Annotated in this window: 17 protein-coding genes; 10 read left to right on the top strand and 7 right to left on the bottom strand. The window is 74.8% G+C overall.

Going from position 1 to position 17,036, the window contains the following annotated elements; all coding sequences use genetic code 11:
• Positions 1–200 precede the first annotated feature (200 nt).
• Positions 201–578, top strand: coding sequence for a CU044_2847 family protein (locus ACLWS4_RS30545; RefSeq protein ID WP_388046689.1), 378 nt, complete (start codon positions 201–203; stop codon positions 576–578).
• A gap of 4 nt (positions 579–582) precedes the next feature.
• Positions 583–3,069, top strand: coding sequence for a trypsin-like peptidase domain-containing protein (locus ACLWS4_RS30550; RefSeq protein WP_416875816.1), 2,487 nt, complete (start codon positions 583–585; stop codon positions 3,067–3,069).
• A gap of 314 nt (positions 3,070–3,383) precedes the next feature.
• On the opposite strand, the gene ACLWS4_RS30555 is transcribed toward ACLWS4_RS30550, so the two are convergent.
• Positions 3,384–4,025 carry an L-threonylcarbamoyladenylate synthase gene (locus tag ACLWS4_RS30555; RefSeq protein ID WP_049660133.1) on the bottom strand — a complete coding sequence of 214 codons (642 nt, stop codon included), beginning with the start codon at positions 4,023–4,025 and terminating at the stop codon, positions 3,384–3,386.
• A gap of 229 nt (positions 4,026–4,254) precedes the next feature.
• On the opposite strand from ACLWS4_RS30555, the gene ACLWS4_RS30560 reads away from it, so the two are divergent.
• Positions 4,255–4,596, top strand: coding sequence for a hypothetical protein (locus ACLWS4_RS30560; RefSeq protein ID WP_416875817.1), 342 nt, complete (start codon positions 4,255–4,257; stop codon positions 4,594–4,596).
• Between the two features lie 75 nt (positions 4,597–4,671).
• On the opposite strand, the gene ACLWS4_RS30565 is transcribed toward ACLWS4_RS30560, so the two are convergent.
• The 3 genes from ACLWS4_RS30565 to ACLWS4_RS30575 form a co-directional block, all read right to left on the bottom strand.
• Positions 4,672–4,827 carry a DUF6131 family protein gene (locus ACLWS4_RS30565; RefSeq protein ID WP_143204583.1) on the bottom strand — a complete coding sequence of 52 codons (156 nt, stop codon included), beginning with the start codon at positions 4,825–4,827 and terminating at the stop codon, positions 4,672–4,674.
• 167 nt (positions 4,828–4,994) lie between these two features.
• Positions 4,995–6,518: a threonine/serine ThrE exporter family protein gene (locus ACLWS4_RS30570; RefSeq protein WP_074003516.1), complete on the bottom strand. Its 1,524-nt coding sequence runs from the start codon at positions 6,516–6,518 to the stop codon at positions 4,995–4,997.
• A 250-nt stretch (positions 6,519–6,768) separates the two neighbouring features.
• Positions 6,769–7,431, bottom strand: coding sequence for a TetR/AcrR family transcriptional regulator (locus ACLWS4_RS30575; RefSeq protein WP_416875818.1), 663 nt, complete (start codon positions 7,429–7,431; stop codon positions 6,769–6,771).
• A gap of 177 nt (positions 7,432–7,608) precedes the next feature.
• Between ACLWS4_RS30575 and ACLWS4_RS30580 the strand changes: the two genes are divergently transcribed.
• Together ACLWS4_RS30580 and ACLWS4_RS30585 are read left to right on the top strand one after the other, a co-directional pair.
• Entirely contained in the window at positions 7,609–8,247 is a 639-nt protein-coding gene (locus ACLWS4_RS30580) for an SRPBCC family protein (RefSeq protein ID WP_416875819.1), read from the top strand.
• Positions 8,248–8,378: 131 nt separating this feature from the next.
• Positions 8,379–8,552, top strand: a complete 174-nt coding sequence (locus ACLWS4_RS30585) for a CsbD family protein (RefSeq protein WP_388046683.1) — start codon at positions 8,379–8,381, stop codon at positions 8,550–8,552.
• Positions 8,553–8,660: 108 nt separating this feature from the next.
• Here ACLWS4_RS30585 and ACLWS4_RS30590 read toward each other — a convergent pair whose 3' ends face one another.
• Entirely contained in the window at positions 8,661–10,064 is a 1,404-nt protein-coding gene (locus tag ACLWS4_RS30590; protein ID WP_416875848.1) for an FAD-dependent monooxygenase, read from the bottom strand.
• 85 nt (positions 10,065–10,149) lie between these two features.
• Here ACLWS4_RS30590 and ACLWS4_RS30595 point away from each other — a divergent pair, with 85 nt between their 5' ends.
• Positions 10,150–10,860, top strand: a complete 711-nt coding sequence (locus ACLWS4_RS30595; RefSeq protein ID WP_049656883.1) for a TetR/AcrR family transcriptional regulator C-terminal domain-containing protein — start codon at positions 10,150–10,152, stop codon at positions 10,858–10,860.
• A gap of 147 nt (positions 10,861–11,007) precedes the next feature.
• Here ACLWS4_RS30595 and ACLWS4_RS30600 read toward each other — a convergent pair whose 3' ends face one another.
• Complete coding sequence (locus ACLWS4_RS30600) at positions 11,008–12,999, bottom strand: LamG-like jellyroll fold domain-containing protein (protein ID WP_416875820.1); 1,992 nt, start codon at positions 12,997–12,999, stop codon at positions 11,008–11,010.
• A gap of 250 nt (positions 13,000–13,249) precedes the next feature.
• On the opposite strand from ACLWS4_RS30600, the gene ACLWS4_RS30605 reads away from it, so the two are divergent.
• Positions 13,250–13,735: a DUF6343 family protein gene (locus ACLWS4_RS30605; protein WP_416875821.1), complete on the top strand. Its 486-nt coding sequence runs from the start codon at positions 13,250–13,252 to the stop codon at positions 13,733–13,735.
• A 137-nt stretch (positions 13,736–13,872) separates the two neighbouring features.
• Positions 13,873–14,097 (top strand): hypothetical protein, encoded by a 225-nt coding sequence (locus ACLWS4_RS30610; protein ID WP_049656887.1) that lies wholly within the window; start codon positions 13,873–13,875, stop codon positions 14,095–14,097.
• A gap of 146 nt (positions 14,098–14,243) precedes the next feature.
• Here ACLWS4_RS30610 and ACLWS4_RS30615 read toward each other — a convergent pair whose 3' ends face one another.
• Positions 14,244–14,480 (bottom strand): DUF6296 family protein, encoded by a 237-nt coding sequence (locus tag ACLWS4_RS30615; protein ID WP_074003523.1) that lies wholly within the window; start codon positions 14,478–14,480, stop codon positions 14,244–14,246.
• Positions 14,481–14,738: 258 nt separating this feature from the next.
• On the opposite strand from ACLWS4_RS30615, the gene ACLWS4_RS30620 reads away from it, so the two are divergent.
• Positions 14,739–16,004, top strand: a complete 1,266-nt coding sequence (locus ACLWS4_RS30620; protein WP_416875822.1) for an AI-2E family transporter — start codon at positions 14,739–14,741, stop codon at positions 16,002–16,004.
• Positions 16,005–16,286: 282 nt separating this feature from the next.
• On the top strand, positions 16,287–17,036 hold the full coding sequence (locus ACLWS4_RS30625) for a sigma 54 modulation/S30EA ribosomal C-terminal domain-containing protein (protein WP_416875823.1): 750 nt from the start codon (positions 16,287–16,289) through the stop codon (positions 17,034–17,036).

Genomic DNA, 17,036 nt, shown 5'->3' on the forward strand with positions numbered 1-17,036 from the left:
CCCCGTGACATGGAGATCGTTTCCCAGGTCGGTGTTCACGGGTGGCCCCATGACCTGGTGGTCGTGCTGCCGTTCGGGCGGCAGGTCAGGTTCCTCCAATCATGGCTACTTGTCGGGGAGTTCGAGGTTTCACCATGTGTCGGTGCGCGTACTACGGTGTGGGCCTGGCCGTCGTGGGGCGGCGCTTGGGGAGGGTTGTCGTGGGACACCAGTTGGTGCGGGTGCCGTTGGACGGCGGGGGTTCGGTCCTCGTTGAGGCAGAGGAGACCGTGGCGGGGCCGGTGAAGGCAGGCCGGGTTGGCGACGCGGTGCGGGAGCTTCCGGAGAGTCTTGGGGCGGCGCTGGAACCGGTGACCGGCCTGGCGCGTACGGTGCTGGCGCGGTTGCGGGAGGCGGGGCCGGCGGAGGTGGAAGTGGAGTTCGGGGTCGACCTCTCCGCTGCGGCCGGGGTGGTGATCACGAAGACCGCGGCCAAATGCCATCTGACAGTGCGTGTGACGTGGCGCAAGGACCAGGGCGACGGGGCTGCGGCTCGCAGGGCCGACGCTCCCGAGGGCGAAGACGAGCCGGAGGCCTGAGGGGATGGCGGTAGGACGGGGGACGGCGGCCGGTGCGGCGGACGGCCTGGCGGCGGCCGTCGCGCAGGTCCGCGGCGAGGACGATCTGGTGGTGGGCGCAGGTTTCCTGGTTGCCGACGACCTGCTGATCACGTGCGCGCACGTCCTGCAGGACGGCCGTTACGGCCCCGGTTCGACGGTGACGCTGGCCTTCCCGCGCGCGCACGACGCCCCGGAGGTGAGCGGCCGGGTGCTGGACACGTGGCGCGATCCGAACGAGCAGGACGTCGCCCTGGTGCGCCTGGACCACCCGATGGGGGCGGCGCCGCTGCCGCTGGGGTCGGCGGCGGGCGCCCGGGGGCACCGGGTGCGCTCCTTCGGGTTCCCGGTGCAGGCGCCGCCGGGCGGGCACTTCGGCTTCGCCACCGCGGGCGGAATCCTGCCCCCCGCCGACAAGGTCGGTGAGCTGCTGCAGCTGACCGACGCCAACGACCTCACCCAGGGGTTCAGCGGCGGGCCGGTCCTGGACGAGACGACCGGTCTGGTGGTGGGGATGCTCACCTCGATCGCACCCCCCGACGGCCACCACCGGGGCCAGGAAATTGCCTACGTCACCCCCACCTCCGTCCTGCGCGAGGCATGGCCCGCGCTCAGCGAGCAGGACGTGTCACCGTACCGGGCGCTGGAGCCGTTCACCGCCGAACACGCCCAATGGTTCCGGGGCCGCGAGGACGCGGTGGACCGGGTCATGGAAGGCCTGGCCGGCGGACGGCGGGTGGTGCTGCTGCTCGGCCCGTCCGGGTCGGGGAAGTCCTCCCTGGTTCAGGCTGGGGTGCTGCCCGCGCTGGCCGAGGGGCGGCTGCCGGGCAGTGACCGCTGGTGCCAGGTGCTCACGCGGCCGGGCCCGGACCTGTCGGATGCCCTCACCCGCGCGGGCCTGCCCGGGAGCGAGGATGCCGGGGCGGACGGCACCGGCGAGCCGGACTTCGCCGACAGGGCAGCCGCTTCGGTCCCGGGCCCGCCCCGGATCGTGCTGGTCATCGACCAGTTCGAGGAGCTCCTCGCACCGTCCGGAGAGCCTGCGGCCTTGGAGGCCCTGGGCCGGATCACCGCCGCGATCCGTTCCGACGCGGCCCTGAGCGTGGTCCTCGTGATGCGCGACGACTTCTACTCCCGGCTGTCCGCACTCGCCCCGGACCTGCTGGACACTGCCCAGCGGGCCAGCGGTCTCCTCAACGTCCCGGCCACCTTGAGCGCGGCGGACCTGGATGCGATCGTCACCGGCCCCGCCCGCGACCTGGACACGGCCTTCGAGCCGGGCCTCGCCGAACAGATCATCACTGATGTCCTGAGGCTGAACCGCGGCACCGCCACCACTGGCGGTGCACCCGTCACCGTGCTCCCCCTGCTCGAAGTCGCCCTCACCCGGTTGTGGGAACGCCGCCTGGAGCACGACGGCCGCCTCACCCACGACGCCTACCACCGCATCGGCAACGTCACCGGCGCCCTCACCGACTGGTGCGAAACCGCCCTGCGCGAACTCGACGAGGACCAGCAGGCCATCGCCCGCAGAATCCTCACCGCCCTGGTCCGCCCCGCCGACTCCTCCCTGAACATCCCGGCCGCACGCCAGCAGCTCCCGATCAGCGACCTGCGCGCCATGGCCGCCGAGGACAAGACCCCCGACGCGCGGCGGGCCGTGGACGAGGTCCTGGCCGTCCTCTCCCGGCACCGCATCGTCACCACCGACCGGCTCCACGACGACGCACGGCCGGTCGGCGCGCCGGACGCGGAAGGGACCGCAGTGGCCGAACTGGTCCACGACGCGCTCATCCGCGACTGGCACACCCTGCGCGAATGGCTCCGGGAGGACGCCCGCTTCCTCGACTGGTTTCGCCGCGCCCGCGACCAGTACGAGCGCTGGAAGGAACACCGCAACCCCCAGGACCTGCCCACCGGAACCCTCCTCGCCGAAGGCACCGACCTGGCGAGCCACCGCCCGCTGTCCGCCGACCTCGACGACTTCCTCACCGCCGGACGCCGCCGCCAACGAGCCGCCGCCCGACTCAGTCGGCGCCTCAAGACGGCCCTGGGCACCGCCCTCGTCCTCGCTCTCGCTCTCGTGATGCTTGTCTCGGCGTATGTCGCGGAGCGGCGGGCGACGAAGAGGGCTGACGTGGGGGCTGCGGAGTCCGCCCAACTGGTTATGTCCGACAGTCTTGTTAACGACTCCGATTTGCTGATGGCCACCCAACCCAATCTCGCTGCCCTCCTCGCGATCGCCGCCTACCGGTTCGACCCCACGGTGAGGGCCGGCGCCGCCCTTGCGAAAGCCGCCGACCGCACCAACCCCACAGCGGGGGCCGGCGCCGCCCTCCGCAGCGGTGAGGACCCCGACGTCGCAGCGAAGGACGCGATCAGCGCGATCTGTAAGGCCGTCGGCCGCGACCTCACAAGCGAAGAGAAAAACAAATACCTAGGCGTGCCCTATGGGCCGGTCTGTCTCCCATGAACCGTCCGCCCGACGACCGCCCTCCCACGCGCTCCGCCTCCGGCGCAGCCTTCGGCCACCCGCCGGAGCCGATCATCCGGTCCCCGCTCCCGCAGAGCACCAAGCTCTGCAACCCGCCCCACCTTCCGATCCTGGCCTGACCAGCCGCAACGCCACCGGACCGACGTAACCAGGGGATCGGCCCTGACGCATGCTCAGGCAGAAAAATAGCTGGTCAGACCGCCAAACCGCCAGATCGGCCAGCCGCATTGGGTCGGATGACCTTCCGCGGATCGGGGTGCGGGACGTCGGTCAGCGTTCCGGGGGGTCCGGGCTCAGCGCTCCCGCAGGTCGGGGACCACCTCGCGCAGGCGCTCGGCGCCGATCGCGCCCGCCCGCAGCAGGACCGGCACCTCGCCGGTGATGTCCACGATCGAGGAGGGCACGGCGGCCGCGGTCGGGCCCCCGTCGAGGTAGACGGCCACCGAGTCGCCGAGCATGCCCTGGGCGGCGTCGCAGTCCTGCGGCGAGTCGTGCCCGGTCAGGTTCGCGCTGGAGACGGCCAACGGCCCGGTGGCGTTGAGCAGTTCGATGGCGACCGGGTGCGCGGGCATCCGCACCGCGACCGTCCCGTTGGTCTCGCCGAGGTCCAGCTCGACCGAGTCCAGGTGGCGGGCGACCACGGTCAGCCCGCCCGGCCAGAACTCCTTGACCAGGTCCCGCGCGCGCTCCGTCACCTCGACCAGCCCGTCCAGCGCCTCCGGGGAGCCGACCAGCACCGGCGAGGGCATGTTCCGTCCCCGGCCCTTGGCACGCAGCAGGCGGTCGACGGCCCGCGGTGCGAAGGCGTCCGCGCCCACGCCGTACACGGTGTCCGTGGGCAGGACGACGAGTTCACCACGGCGCACCGCGGCCACGGCCTCGCGCAGCCCGGCCGCGCGCTCCGACGGGTCCGAACAGTCAAAACGACGAGTCATCAGGGGTCTCCACCGGCGGGCCGCCGGCCCGCCCCGTTCCTCCGGCCCGGCCACCTCTCCGGCCGGACACGACCTGGTCAGCCTACCCGTCCCGCTCCCACCGCCCGGCCACGCCCCGGGGTCGCGGTGTGCGGGGCTCCTCGGCCGCCCGGGTGGCTCGGGACAGTGCCGCCGTACCGGGCCGCCTTCCCCGGGGGCGGCCGGTGGCGGGCGGACGTAGGTTGCGCACATGACCAGTGACGAGACGGTCCCGGCCGTGGGAGTGCGTCCGCTGGACGAGGTGTTCGCCGCGATCGACAAGGTCAACCGGCGGCCCCGGCCCTGGACCGGCTTCGAGCACGGCGTGCTCGGCGCCTACCGGTGGGCCGCCGGCGCCCAGGTCGCGGCCCCGGTCACCGTCGCCGCCACGGCCGGCTCCATCGGCCCGTGCCTCGCCCAGCTGCTGGCCGAGTGCCAGGCCGCCGCCGTCCGCCTCCACCTCGTCCGCACCCAGGGGGCGGACCACACCTACGTCCTCGGCGTCCACCGGGCACTGGCCTGGCTCTGCGGGCTGCACGAGGACCGTCCCTGAACGACCGTCCCCAAGCCTGCCGGGCCCGGGGCGTCGAACGGGTGGCGCACGGCGGTGAACAGGGCGCAGGCCCGGTCAGTAGTAGTGGCGGCGGCCGCCGACGGCGTGCCCGAGCGTTCCGGCGAGCCACAGGACCAGGCCGACGACGGCCAGCACGATGCCGATGGTCCACAGGATCGAGATTCCGGTGACGAAGCCGATGATGAGCAGGATGACGCCGAGGAGTATCACGAGGGTCTCCCGGGTTGGTGGGTGGCTGTCGGCGGGGGCGGCCCGGTCGGCCCGAACCGGCCGCAGCGGTCGTCCCCGGGGATCGGGGCCGGTCCTGCCCGGCCCGTCTCCACACCCCCCGCGTCTACCTCGCCGCGACCCGGGCAAACCGCCCCGCCGCTCCCCCGTCAGCGCCGGTGGCGGCCGCCCTGCCGGCGGGGCGGGGCGGCCACCCGGGGCGCGGGCAGGAAGAGCCGGGCCAGCTCGCGGCCCAGGTTGACGCCGATGGCGAGGGCCATCGCCATCGCGGCGGCCCGCCCGATGCCGCTCAGCCCGATCTCGGGCTCGCCCCGGACGAAGGCCAGCATCCCGAAGTACAGCACCGAGCCGGGCAACAGCGGCCCCAGGGCGGCGGTGATGTGCGGCAGCGCCGAGCTGCCCCGGCAGCGCGCCATGAGCTGGCCGGACAGGCCCACCAGCCCGGCGGCCAGACCGGTGGCCAGGATCGGCTCGCCGCCCGCGTTCACCAGCACCCCGTACGTGGTCCAGCCGGCCGCGCTGTTCAGCAGGACCGCCGGCAGCGTGGCCGGCTCGGTGTTCAGCAGCACCGCGAACGCCAGGGTGAGCAGCACCGCGGCGGCGAGCTGCAGCGGGGGGTTGACCGCCCCGGGCGGGACGTCCTGGGCGGCGAGGTCGGCGCCGTTGTTGACGCCGACGTAGAGCACCGTCATCACGCCGACCACCACGCCGGTCATCAGGTAGAGCGCTTCGAGCAGCCGGGCGGCGGCGGTGAGGTAGAAGCCCGCCAGGCCGTCCTGGGCCGCCGCCACCATGGGCCACCCCGGCAGCACCGCGAACAGCCCGCCGGTGATCACCACCGATCCGCGCAGGTGCAGACCGTTGAACGAGAGCAGGATGCCGATCACGGCGGCGGGCACCGCCGCCACCACGAACTGGTAGAACGCCGGGAGGTCGTGGCGCGCCACCAGGGCCGAGAAGCGCTCGCCCACCAGCGCGGCGACGACGGCGCTGGCGAACACCAGCCAGGCCCGGGCGTCGGCCCGGCCGCCGATCAGCAGCGTGGCGGCCCCGGCCATCCCACCGCAGGAGAGCACGAACAGCCGGCCGGAGTACCGGCGGCGGCGACGGCGGGCCGCCACCAGGCGGCCGTGCGCCTCGGGGACGGCCATCCCGCCCACGGCGATCTCGGTGACCAGCCGGAACACCAGGGCCAGCCGCGCGTAGTCGACGGCCGGGCGGCGCACCGAGCACTCGGCGGTCAGCGAGGGCTCCGACGGGCCGGGCTGGTAGGAGATCGCCACCCGGGTGAAGGTCACCTGCGGGTCGCAGGGCTGGACCCGGTAGGCGTGGGCGACGGCGAGCATCGCGGCCTCGACGTCCTCCGCCGCCTCGCCGCTGGCCAGCAGCAGCTCGCCGACCAGCAGCGCGAGGTCCAGCACCCGGGCCGGCTCGACGCCCGTCGGCGGGTCCGCACCGGCCCCCTCCGGCGCGGGCCGCCGGTCGGCCGTGGGGGTTCGCAGCAGCGGCAGCATCAGGTCGGGCCAGGGAACCGCGGTGCCGTCACCGTCCGGTCCGGGCCGGGCGCCCGCCCCGCGCTTCCCGGACGCGGGGGCCTGGGGCGGCACCCGTTCGGGCCGGGTGGGGTGTCCTTCCGGGCCGGCGGGCGCACCGAGCTGCTCGTGTTCCGTCATCGCGACTCCCTGACCCCACCCCCTCCGCCAACACCGTGCAGCCCTTCAACTACCCGGAGTGACGCTGCGGCGAACGCGCCACACCCGGCACACCCGTACGAACCGGAGCACGACCGGCCGTACACGCCCCAGCACCCCGCGCGTGCCGACCTCGGAGGCGGGGGCCGGCCGGGCCCCGGGGCCGCGGTGGCACCGACGGGGCGTGGCCGCGCGACAACGGCGGACAGGCGGCGACCGGGAGGCGGCCGGGTCAGAACCGCGGCGTCAGCAGGCTCTCCAGCTCGGCCTCGAAGAGCAGCCCGGGCCGGAAGCCCATGCCGGTGAAGTGTCCGGCGAGCTCCAGGGACAGCACGCCGTGCAGGCGGGTCCAGAAGGCCAGGAAGCGGTGGAGCACCTCGGGCGGGGCCGGCTGCTCGCCCGCCCAGTCCCGGTGGCCCAGCAGGTGGGTGGTGAACGGCGCCTCCGGGGTGTCCGCTCCGGCCGGGGCGAGCGCCGCGCAGGCGTCGACCAGGGTCCTCATGACCTCGTCGGCGATGGCGGTGGTGTCCTCGGGCGCGCGGTAGCCGGGCACGGGGGTGCCGTAGACCAGGAAGTACCGCTGGGGGTCGACCAGCGCCCAGTCGCGCAGGGCGTGGGCGAGCCCGGCCAGGTCGGCGCCCTCGGCGGCGGCCGCGCCGAGGGTGTCGGCGAGGCTGCGGTACGCGTCCCGGACGAGCTCGGTGATCAGCTCGTCGCGGCCGGCGAAGTAGCGGTAGAGCGCGGGGCCGCTCATGCCCATCCGCTTGGCGATCGCGTTGACGGAGAGCGCCGAGGCGCCCGCCGTGGCGATCTGCTCCCAGGCGTGCGCCTTGACCTCGTCGCGCACCTGGGCCCGGTAGCGCTCGCGCGGGGTGTCCGCACCCGTCCTCACCATGGCCCTCGCCCGCTCCCCGTATCGCCCGACTACATGCTCACACTTCCGTTAGAAGGTATCACGGAACCTGTTGACGCCCCGGCCCTCGCGGAGTTACAACTTCTAACGAAGGCGTGAGCATCTAGCTCGCAAGGCGTCCGAGCCGTCCCGACGGCCGACCAGTGAATGGGGATTTCCATGTCCGCCACGCGCAGCTCCACCCGCGGCACCGGCATCCGCACCGCCCTGCTGACCCTCCCGCTCGCCCTCGGGCTGCTCGGCGCCGCCGCCCCGCCGGCCGGGGCCGCCACCGCCCACCGCCCCGGCTCCTCGCTCACCTGCGGCGGGGCGGGCGTCGACCCCGACGCCCGCGTCCGCTACCGGACCGAGACCGTGGTCCACGCACCGCTGCGGACGGTCTGGCGGCTCCAGACCGACGTGGCGCGCTGGCCCGACTGGCAGGCGCCGGTGCGGAGCGCCGAGCTCCACGACGGCGGCCCACTGCGGCCGGGGTCGGCGTTCCACTGGACCACCCCGCTGCCCCCGAACCCCGCCTCGGCCGACCCCGTCCTGGAGATCACCTCCACCGTCCGGCAGCTGCGGCCCGGCGCCTGCATCCGCTGGACCGGCCCTGCGGTCGCGACCGGGCTGCGGATCGACGGCGTCCACGTGTGGAACTTCACCGAGGTCCCCGGCGGCGTCCTGGTGCGCACCGAGGAGACCCACACCGGTCCCCAGGTCGACGCGAACGTCCCCGCCGCCACCGACATCCTCCGCCAGGGCCTCGAAGGCTGGCTGCACGACCTGAAGACCGCCGCCGAGGCCCGCACCCGGTAGGACCGGCCGGACCGACTCGCCGGACCTGTCCCGACGGACCGACTCGCGGGCCTTGCGCATGGAAGCCCGCGCCCCGGGCAGACGCCGCCCGGGGCGGACCTTCGCCCCGTCGACGAGAGGAGGCACCCGCCGTGGGTACCGAGGAGAAGCTGCGCAACATGGCGGAGAAGGCCGGCGGCAAGGCCAAGGAAGCGGCCGGGAAGGCCACCGGCGACCGTTCGACCGAGCTCAAGGGCAAGGCCCAGCAGGCGAAGAGCGACCTGAAACAGGCCGTGGAGAAGGTCAAGGACGCGGGCAAGCACTGATCCGGCACCCGGCCGGTCGTCCCCGGACGGCCGCCGGGTGTCCGCGCTTCCACCGCGCCCGGCGCACCGGCGGGGCCGGCCGGCCCGGGCACGGACCCCCGGAGCCCCTCAGGGGGCGAGTAGCCCCTGCCGCTCCGCGTAGGCCGCGAGGCCGTCGGCGGTAGCGCCGGCCCACCCGAGGTAGCCGTCCGGCCGGACCAGGAACACCCCGGCGCCGTACGCCTCGTAGGCCGGGATGCGGACCACCGGGGCGGCGACGGCGGGCAGCGGGGTGTCCGTTCCGACGGTGAGCAACGTCCAGTGCGGGCCGCGGAAGGCGTCGAACAGCCGGATGCCGCCCCGGTGGCCGTCCGGGGCGCGGTCGCCGGCCCGCAGCGCGTCCGCCGGGAGGTCCTGGCGGGTCTCCATCGAGAGCGCGGACTCCCGGTAGCCGAGGTCGAGTTGCTGAGTCGCCCGGCCGCGGCGCTGCTCGCCGCGGTGGACCCGGGTGGACAGTTCCAGCATCGCGGCCGCGTTGCCGCGGCGCTCCTCCTGGTAGCTGTCGAGCAGTCCCTCCCCCGCTCGCCCGGTCAGCACCGCGGCCAGCTTCCAGCCCAGGTTGTAGGCGTCCTGGACGCTGGTGTTCAGGCCCTGCCCGCCGGCCGGCGAGTGGACGTGCGCGGCGTCGCCCGCCAGGAAGACCCGGCCCGCGCGGAAGCGGTCGGCGAGCGCGGCGCGCGGGCGGAACTCGGAGATCCAGCGCAGTTCGGTGACCTGCTCGGCGGCCAGGTGGGAGCGGGCCGCGACCACCGTGCGCAGCCCGTCGAGGGTGAGGTCGACGGCCGTCCCCTCCGGGAACTGGGCGACCAGCTGGAAGTCCTCGGTGCCGCCGAGCGGGCAGATCGCCAGCATCCCCTCCTCGGAGCCGAACACGTGCCAGTGCTCGCGGTCCAGCCCGTCGATCCGGACGTCCGCGACCAGCATCGGGTCCGGGTCGACGGTCTCGCCGGTCATCCCGATGCCGAGCAGTCGCCGCACCGTCGAGCGGCCGCCGTCCGCCGCGACGACGTACCGCGCCCGGACCGGGCCGCCGGTAGCGAACTCGGCGGTCACGCCCTCCTCGTCCTGCGCCAGGCCGACCAGCTCCCGGCCGAACGCGACCTCGCCGCCCAGCTCGCGCAGCCGCCCGTACAGCACCTGCTGGGTGCGCCACTGGGGCAGCATCAGCGCCTCGGTGTACGGCTCGGCCTCGGAGGGCTCGGTCGGGTCGAACATCCGGCGCTCGCCCTGCGGTTCACCGTCCCGCCAGAACAGGTTGGGCGGGTAGTGCCCGGCGACCGCGCGGACCCGGTCGAGCACGCCGAAGTCGTCGAGCACCTCCAGCGTGCGCGGCTGGAGGCCCTTGCCGCGCGAGCCGGGGAAGAGTTCGGCGCCGCGCTCGACCACCAGCGCGGCGACGCCGTGCCGGGCGAGGTCGAGCGCCAGGGCCAGTCCGGTGGGCCCGGCGCCGATGACCAGGACATCCGTGTGCATGCCGTGAGAAGCCACGACAACCTCCTTAACGTTGTTAAGTAGCCGTTGCCGACAGCGTGCACTTAACGGCGTTAAACTGTCAACCGTGACCCCCCAGAGAACCCCCAAGCTCGACCGCGGCCAGGTCGTCGACACCGCGCTGGACCTGCTGAACGAGGCCGGCCTGGACGGCCTGACGCTGCGCGCCATCGCCGCCCGGCTCGACGTCAAGGCGCCCGCGCTGTACTGGCACTTCAAGGACAAGCAGGCGCTGCTGGACGAGATGGCGACCGAGATGATGCGCCGCATGACGGCCCGGGCGGCGGCGGACGCGGGCGCCGGGGCGGACGGGGCCGACGCGGCCAGCGGGGCCGACGGGGCCGGTCGCGCCCCGGCCCCGGGCGACTGGCGGGAGACCTACCTGAGGACCATGCGCACCCTGCGCGCCGAGCTGCTGCGCTACCGCGACGGCGCGAAGGTCTACAGCGGCTCCCGGTTCACCGACACCGGCTACGCGGCCGAACTGGACACCTGGCTGCGCCTGCTGGTCGAGTCCGGGTTCACCCCGGTGGCCGCCGCCCGGGCCTGGCAGACCGCCTACAGCTACACCATCGGCTACGTCATCGAGGAGCAGGCGATGGGCCCCAACCCCTTCGACGGCGAGGAGGGCTACGACCTGGACGCCCGCGCCGAGCGCCTGGCCGCCCACCCGCTGGCCGCCGAATCGGGCCGGGTGATGTTCCAGGACTTCGACGAGGGCTTCGAGCAGGGCCTGGCAGCGGTGCTCGCCGGGGTCGAGGCCACCCTGCTCGGCTGACGGCTCCGGCGCGGTCGTCCGCCGTCGGCCGTTCGACGTTTCACCGGTTCGCCGGTTCGCCGTTCGCCGTTTCGCCGTCCCGGAAACGACCGCACCGCCGGGCCCGTAGCAGGGCCCGGCGGTGTCCGTGCCGCGCGGGAGCGCGGGTCAGGCGGTCATGAACTCGCCCACCCGCAGCGCCCGCTTCACGATCCGGACGTCCCCGATGTACCCGTGGAAGACCTTGTCCAGCACCCCCGCGTACGCGTAGCCGCCCAGCATCCACGGCCGTCCCAGCGTGGTCAGCCCGACCGCGGGCGTCGCCGGGTTGCGCGCCACCTCGCAGCCGTCGACGTACATCCGGCTGAGCTTCCCGTCGTTGACCACCGCGACGTGCCACCAGTGGTCCAGCGGCAGCTGGTGGCCCCAACAGGTGGACGCCCCGGTCTGGTTGAGCGGGTAGACGCACCACTGGAGGGCCGGCGCCTCGGAGACGCTGAGCGTCGCGACCGGCTCGTCGGCGTCCGTCCCGGGCCCGCTCCTGCCCGCCTCTCCGCTCGTCCCCCAGCGGCTGAGCAGGGCGGACCAGCGGCTCTGCGCGGAGTCCCAGTCGGCGGGCAGCTTGAAGAAGGCCTCGACGGTGAACCCGCGCTCGAAGGTCTCCCGGTTCACCGGCGCGGTGGGCACCGTCTGCAGGTAGCCGCCGCGGACCGGCGAGCGGGTGCCCCTGAACAGCAGGCTGCCGTGGCCCGGCTGGTCCGGGTGGTGCTCGGCGGACCAGCTGAGCGCGCCGTCGGGCGTGCCGGGGGCGCTCTGCCAGAGCAGGTCGTTGCCCTGCCCGCTCAGGTCCTTGACGACCTGCTGCGGGGCGACGGCCGCACCGTCCGCGCCGCCGTTGTCGAACCGCCAGTAGGCCACCGTGTCGCGGACCAGCAGCTCCCCCGCCCGGCGCGCCGGGCGCTGCGGGACGGGCGCGAAGCCGGCGAAGCGGCACTCGAAGTCGATCGCGAGCGAGAAGCGGTCCACGTCCGAGGTCAGCTCGACGTGCTGGGCCGCCAGCGCGTTGCGCTCCTCGGCCGCGATCTGCTGGATCCACGGCGAGAAGGTCGACACGTCGACGGTGCCGCGGTCGAGGTCGAAGCGGTACGCCCGGATCATCGCCGCGCCGCCGTAGTAGCGGTCCTGGTAGTTGGTGATGTGGACGTGCACGTCGTGGCCGGCCCTGTTCCGCAGCACGGTGCGCCCGGGCGGCCAGTAGTGCCCGTTGACGGTCAGGAAGATCTGGTCGTTGCCGTCGATCAGCCGCTCCCAGAGCCGCTTCCCGTTGTCGGACAGCTCGGCGCGGCCGCCGTCGTCGGCGTGCGCCAGGTCGTGGGTGGTCAGGATCACCGGAAGCTTGGGGTTCGCCGCGATCACCCCGTTCGCCCAGGCGAAGCCCGCGTCGGAGAGCCGCCAGTCCAGCGAGAGCACCATCCAGTCGCGGCCCGCCGCCCGGAACACGTGGCAGGTGTTGTAGCCGTCCGGGCTGGAGCCGCGGTAGCCGGAGGTGCGGGCGGCCCTGGCCTTGCCGAAGGTCTCCAGGTACGGGGTGGTGCCGCGCTGGTCGTCGGTCGAGGAGCGGACGTCGTGGTTGCCCGCGAGCACGCCGTAGGCGGCGCCCGCGTCGTCCAGCAGGCCGAACACCTTGGTGACGGCGGCGTACTCGACGGCCAGGCCGTTCTCGGTGACGTCGCCGAGGTGGGCCAGGAAGACGATGTTGTCGTCCGTCCCGTCCTCCCGGTTGACCCCGCCGTCCAGCACGTAGCGGACCGAGGCCTCCAGCGGCGCCGGGTGGATCCGGTCCTGGTCGAACAGGTACTGGGTGTCCGGCATGACCACGACGGTGAACTGCCGGGCGTCCGGGTCGGGCTGCCACCGCCCCTTCCCCTTGCCCTTCTTGGGCGCCTTCACGGCCGCACCCGCAGCGCCCGCCGCCTCGGGCCCGGCCGCCTGCGCCGGCACCGCGCCGAGCAGACCGAGCCCGGCGGTGCCGACCCCCGCGCCCAGCAGACCGGCCCCGCGCAGGAACCGGCGCCGACTGTCCGCGGCCGGCCCCTCCCCGTCGAGGTCGGCCGTCCGCGGGCAGCCGCACTCGTGCTCGGTCGCCTGGTTGTCGTGCATGTTCGCTCCCGGAAGTGGTGTGGGCCCTGACGGTAGGGACCGGGACTGGTCGGAGATCATCGGGCGGGCCATGCCCCGGTGAACAGCGGCCGAATCCGCCGGGCTTCGGGGCCCGGGCGGCGGGCGGCGGCGGGCGACGGTGGGCATCGGCGGGCCGGTGCGGGCGGGTGCCCCGCGGGCGTGTGCCGGCGCCGGAACCGGGTAGGCGCGCCGACGGAACACAACCGGCCGAATCCGTTCGGGGGCCGTCATGGCCGTACGACCCAGCCCAGACCTGCCGCACGCGGGCGGGGCCCGCCGCCGGAGCGGCGAGCGCCACGACTTCCCGCACACCCCGCAGGGCCCCGGCCGGACGATGCCCCAGCTCCGGCCGCAGGAGACGGTGCGCCGGGGCACCGAGCCGGTGACCGCCCGATCGGACCTGGAGCTGCGGCGGGTGCTCTCCCGGGTCTTCCTCGTCCTGTTCCTCGGCGGGGCGGTGGCGTTCGCCGTGCTGGCCGCGCTGGCCGGCCCGGGCCCCGCGCCCAACCAGGGGACCTACGCATTCTTCGCCGCCCTGTGCGCCGGGTTCGCCGGCATCACCGCGCTCGACCTGCTGGTGATCCGGCGCCGCCTGGCCGCCGGCCAGGGCCGCGACCGGGCGGGCGGCCCGGGGAGCACAGACTCGGGGACCACGGCCACAGGAATCAGGCCTCCGGGGCCTCCAGGACACCCGGGCCCCGACCGGCGGGACTGAGCGTGCGGCCCCCGACCGTCGCCCGCCCAACCGTCACCGGCGCCTCAACCATCCCACCGGGTCTGGCCCGGTGGCCGTTCGGCAGACCGCGGGTTTGCATGGAGTCACCGAGCCCCCAGCGATCCGGAGGTAGCGCCGTGTACGAGATGTGGGCCGAGCACGACCCGGCGGTCTCCCCACCCGCCGTGGTGTGGCACGTGGTGGCCAAGGACGACGCGAGCTCCTCGCTGTGCGGGCGGTTCCTGGAGCCCTCCCAGCGTGTCGTCCCGGTGGGCGACGGCGCCGGTGCGGCCGGGCCGGACCGGTACTGCGACCCCTGCCTGGTCACCGTGCGCGAGGCCTTGGCCGCCAGCGCTCGGTGACCTTGTCGTTGCGACCTCCGCCCTCCGTCGCCTTCCTCTTCCTCTCGACACGCGTCGTGGCCGTGTGCGCACGGCCGCCTGCCCACGACCACGCGCTCACGGCCCACGTGTTCACGACGACGTGCTCACGGTTCACGACGAGGTGCTCACGGCAGCGGTACCGCCATCAGGCAGGGGTGCCGACTGCCGATCGCGGGAGCCGCCAGGACGGTGGCCACCCCGCCGGTGATCTCCACCCGAAGGTCGCCGTCCGAGCTCTCCCAGACCAGGCCCCCGCCGGGACCGACGGCCTGCGTCTCGTACACGACGACGACGGACGGTGGAGCGTGCCCGCCGATCGGGCCGGGGAGCGTCACCGCGTAGCGGCGGGTGAGGCTTTTCATCTCGGCCTCCTTCTCCCCCCTCCCTGCGCCATGGATTCTCCCCTCATCCGGCCGCTTGTACACGGAGGACCATTGCCCTTCCCGGGGCGACCGGCGCCGTTCCCGTGTCTGCCCGGGCCCGGTGCGCCCGCACAGCGACGCGGCCGGCATGCCGCTGTCCGGGTGACGGGACCCGGCGGCGCCGCAGGGCGAACCGTCGCGGTATGGGTCATCGTGACGTGAGAGGACGACACCCGGCCGAGCCCGAGGAGACCGCCCGTGGGAGTGAACGGCGCCGGACCGGACCGGCGGCCCGTGCCGCTGGGCAGCCGCCGCCCCCGGGTGTCGGCGCGCCGGACCCGGACGGGGGCTCCGGGCCCGGGCCCCGACCCGTATCCGTCCGGGGAGCACGTCCCCTCCGGACTGCGGACGACGGCCGGCTACACCTGGCGGCTGGTGCTGCTCGGGCTCGCCGCCTACCTGGTCGTCGACGTCCTCGCCCGGCTCGAACTGCCGGTCGTCGCACTGTTCGTGGCGCTGGTGATCACCTCCGTGCTGCGCCCGCCGGTCGACCTGCTGGCCCGCGGCATGCCGCGCTCGCTCGCCGTCCTGGTCGTCCTCCTCTGCGCCCTCGCGGTCGTCGGCGGGGTGCTGGCGCTGGTCGGCACCACCGTCGCCGACGAGTGGGGCCGGCTGGGCAACGAGCTGCGCGGCGGCCTCTCCCGGATCGACCACTGGCTCACCGGCGCCCCCTTCCACCTGCGGCCCGGCACCGTCACCGACCTGCGGGCCAAGATCGGCGCGTTCATCTCGGCCCACCGCTCCACCCTGCTCAGCACCGCGCTGAGCGGCGCCGGCCGAATCGTCGAGCTGGTCACCGGGCTGGCGCTCGCGGTGTTCTGCTCGGTGTTCTTCCTGCACTCCGGCGACCGGATGTGGACCTGGGCGCAGCGGCAGCTGCCGGTCCGGAGCCGTTCGGCCTGGGACCGCGCCGGCCGCGCCGCCTGGCTCACCTTCGCCGGCTACACCCGGGGCGTGCTGATCGTGGCAGCCTCCAACGCGGTGCTGGTGGGCATCGCGCTGGCGATCCTGCGGGTGCCGCTGGTCCTGCCGCTGATGGTGCTGGAGTTCGCGGCGACCCTCATCCCGCTGATCGGTTCCCCGATCGCCCTGGCGGTCGCCGCCGTGGTCGCGCTCGCCGCCCGGGGGCCGGTGATCGCGCTGCTGGTGCTCGCGCTGATCGTGGTCATCGGCCAGATCGAGGGGCATCTGCTGCATCCGCTGGTGCTCAGCTGGTCCGTCCGCATCCACCCTGTGGTGATCGCGGTGTCGGTGGCCGGCGGCGCGGTGCTGGCGGGGGTCCTGGGCGCGGTGGTGGCGGTGCCGGTGGTGTCGGTCGGCTGGGCGGTGCGCGGCGAGCTTCGCACCCGCGGCACGCCCGGCCTCCCGGGGGCGCAGGCCGCTGCGGCGGGCGACCGGCCCGGCCACGGAGCGGACCGGGGTCGGCGCCCGGAGCCGGGCGGGGGCGGCCGGCCCGGCGAGTGAGGGCGCGGCGCCTGTTCGTCACAGGCCCGGCTCGTCGTCGGGCTCCCGGTCCGCCGTCAGCAGCCGACGCCGGCCGCGCGCCGCGCTCCCCCGTGCCGGCGCCTACCAGCCCGGGCACGGTGCCTCTCCCGTCCCGTTCACCTGCGACACGGGTCGCCCTCCCCACCGCCCGGCTGGTCCGCCCGGCCCCCCGCAGTGGGGCCGTTGGGCCCTGGCCGCGCGGCCGGGGGCCCGGGATCCTGGTCGCCGGTATGCGCCGGCTGGGAGTGGAAGGGCCTGGGGATGGGCGAGTTGGTCACGGTGAGGGCGTTCGAGGGGCTGACCGGCGAGGTCCTGGCCGAGACGCGGGCCCGGGTGGCCGCCGCGGCGGCGGCTCCGGGGGTGGGGACGCTGGTGGAGGCCCTGCGGGTCCGGCTCGCGGCCGTCGCCGGGGGCGTGCTGGCGCAGGTGAACGCCGAGGTGGACGGTCGGCGGATCCGCGTCCAGGAGGCCGCGGCCGGGCTGGGCGACTCCATCGACCGGGTGAGTGACGCGCTGCGCGGCAGGATCAGGGCCGTCACCGGGGCCTGGGCGCCGCGCCCCTGGCCGGGCCACCGTGCGCCGGACTCCGGTGGGCCGGGCGGCGGCGGGCCGGGCGGCGGGGCCGTCCGCGAGCTCCGGGTGGTCCGCCGCAAGGAGCCCTCGCTGGTGTGGTGCTCGCCGGCGGCCGCCGCCCGGACCATGGACGCGATGGACTACGACATCCACCTGTTCACCGATCCGGCGACCGAGACCGACGCCGTGGTCTACCGGGTCGGGCCGACCGGCTACCGCCTCGCCCGTACCGTCCCCGCCGGTCCGCCCGGCCGCCGGACCTCGCCGATCACCCTCAGCCCGCACGGCGCGCCCCGGCTGACGGAGGCACAGGCCGTCAACCGGCTGGCGGGCGCGGAGCTGCCGTTCCTGTTCTTCGCCCACCCGGTCAGCGGCCGGGGCCGGGTGCTCTACCGCCGCTTCGACGGCCGGCTCGGCCTGATCGGCGGGCACGCCTGA

This window comes from Kitasatospora sp. SC0581 (assembly GCF_048159585.1).
Classification (GTDB): Bacteria; Actinomycetota; Actinomycetes; order Streptomycetales; family Streptomycetaceae; genus Kitasatospora.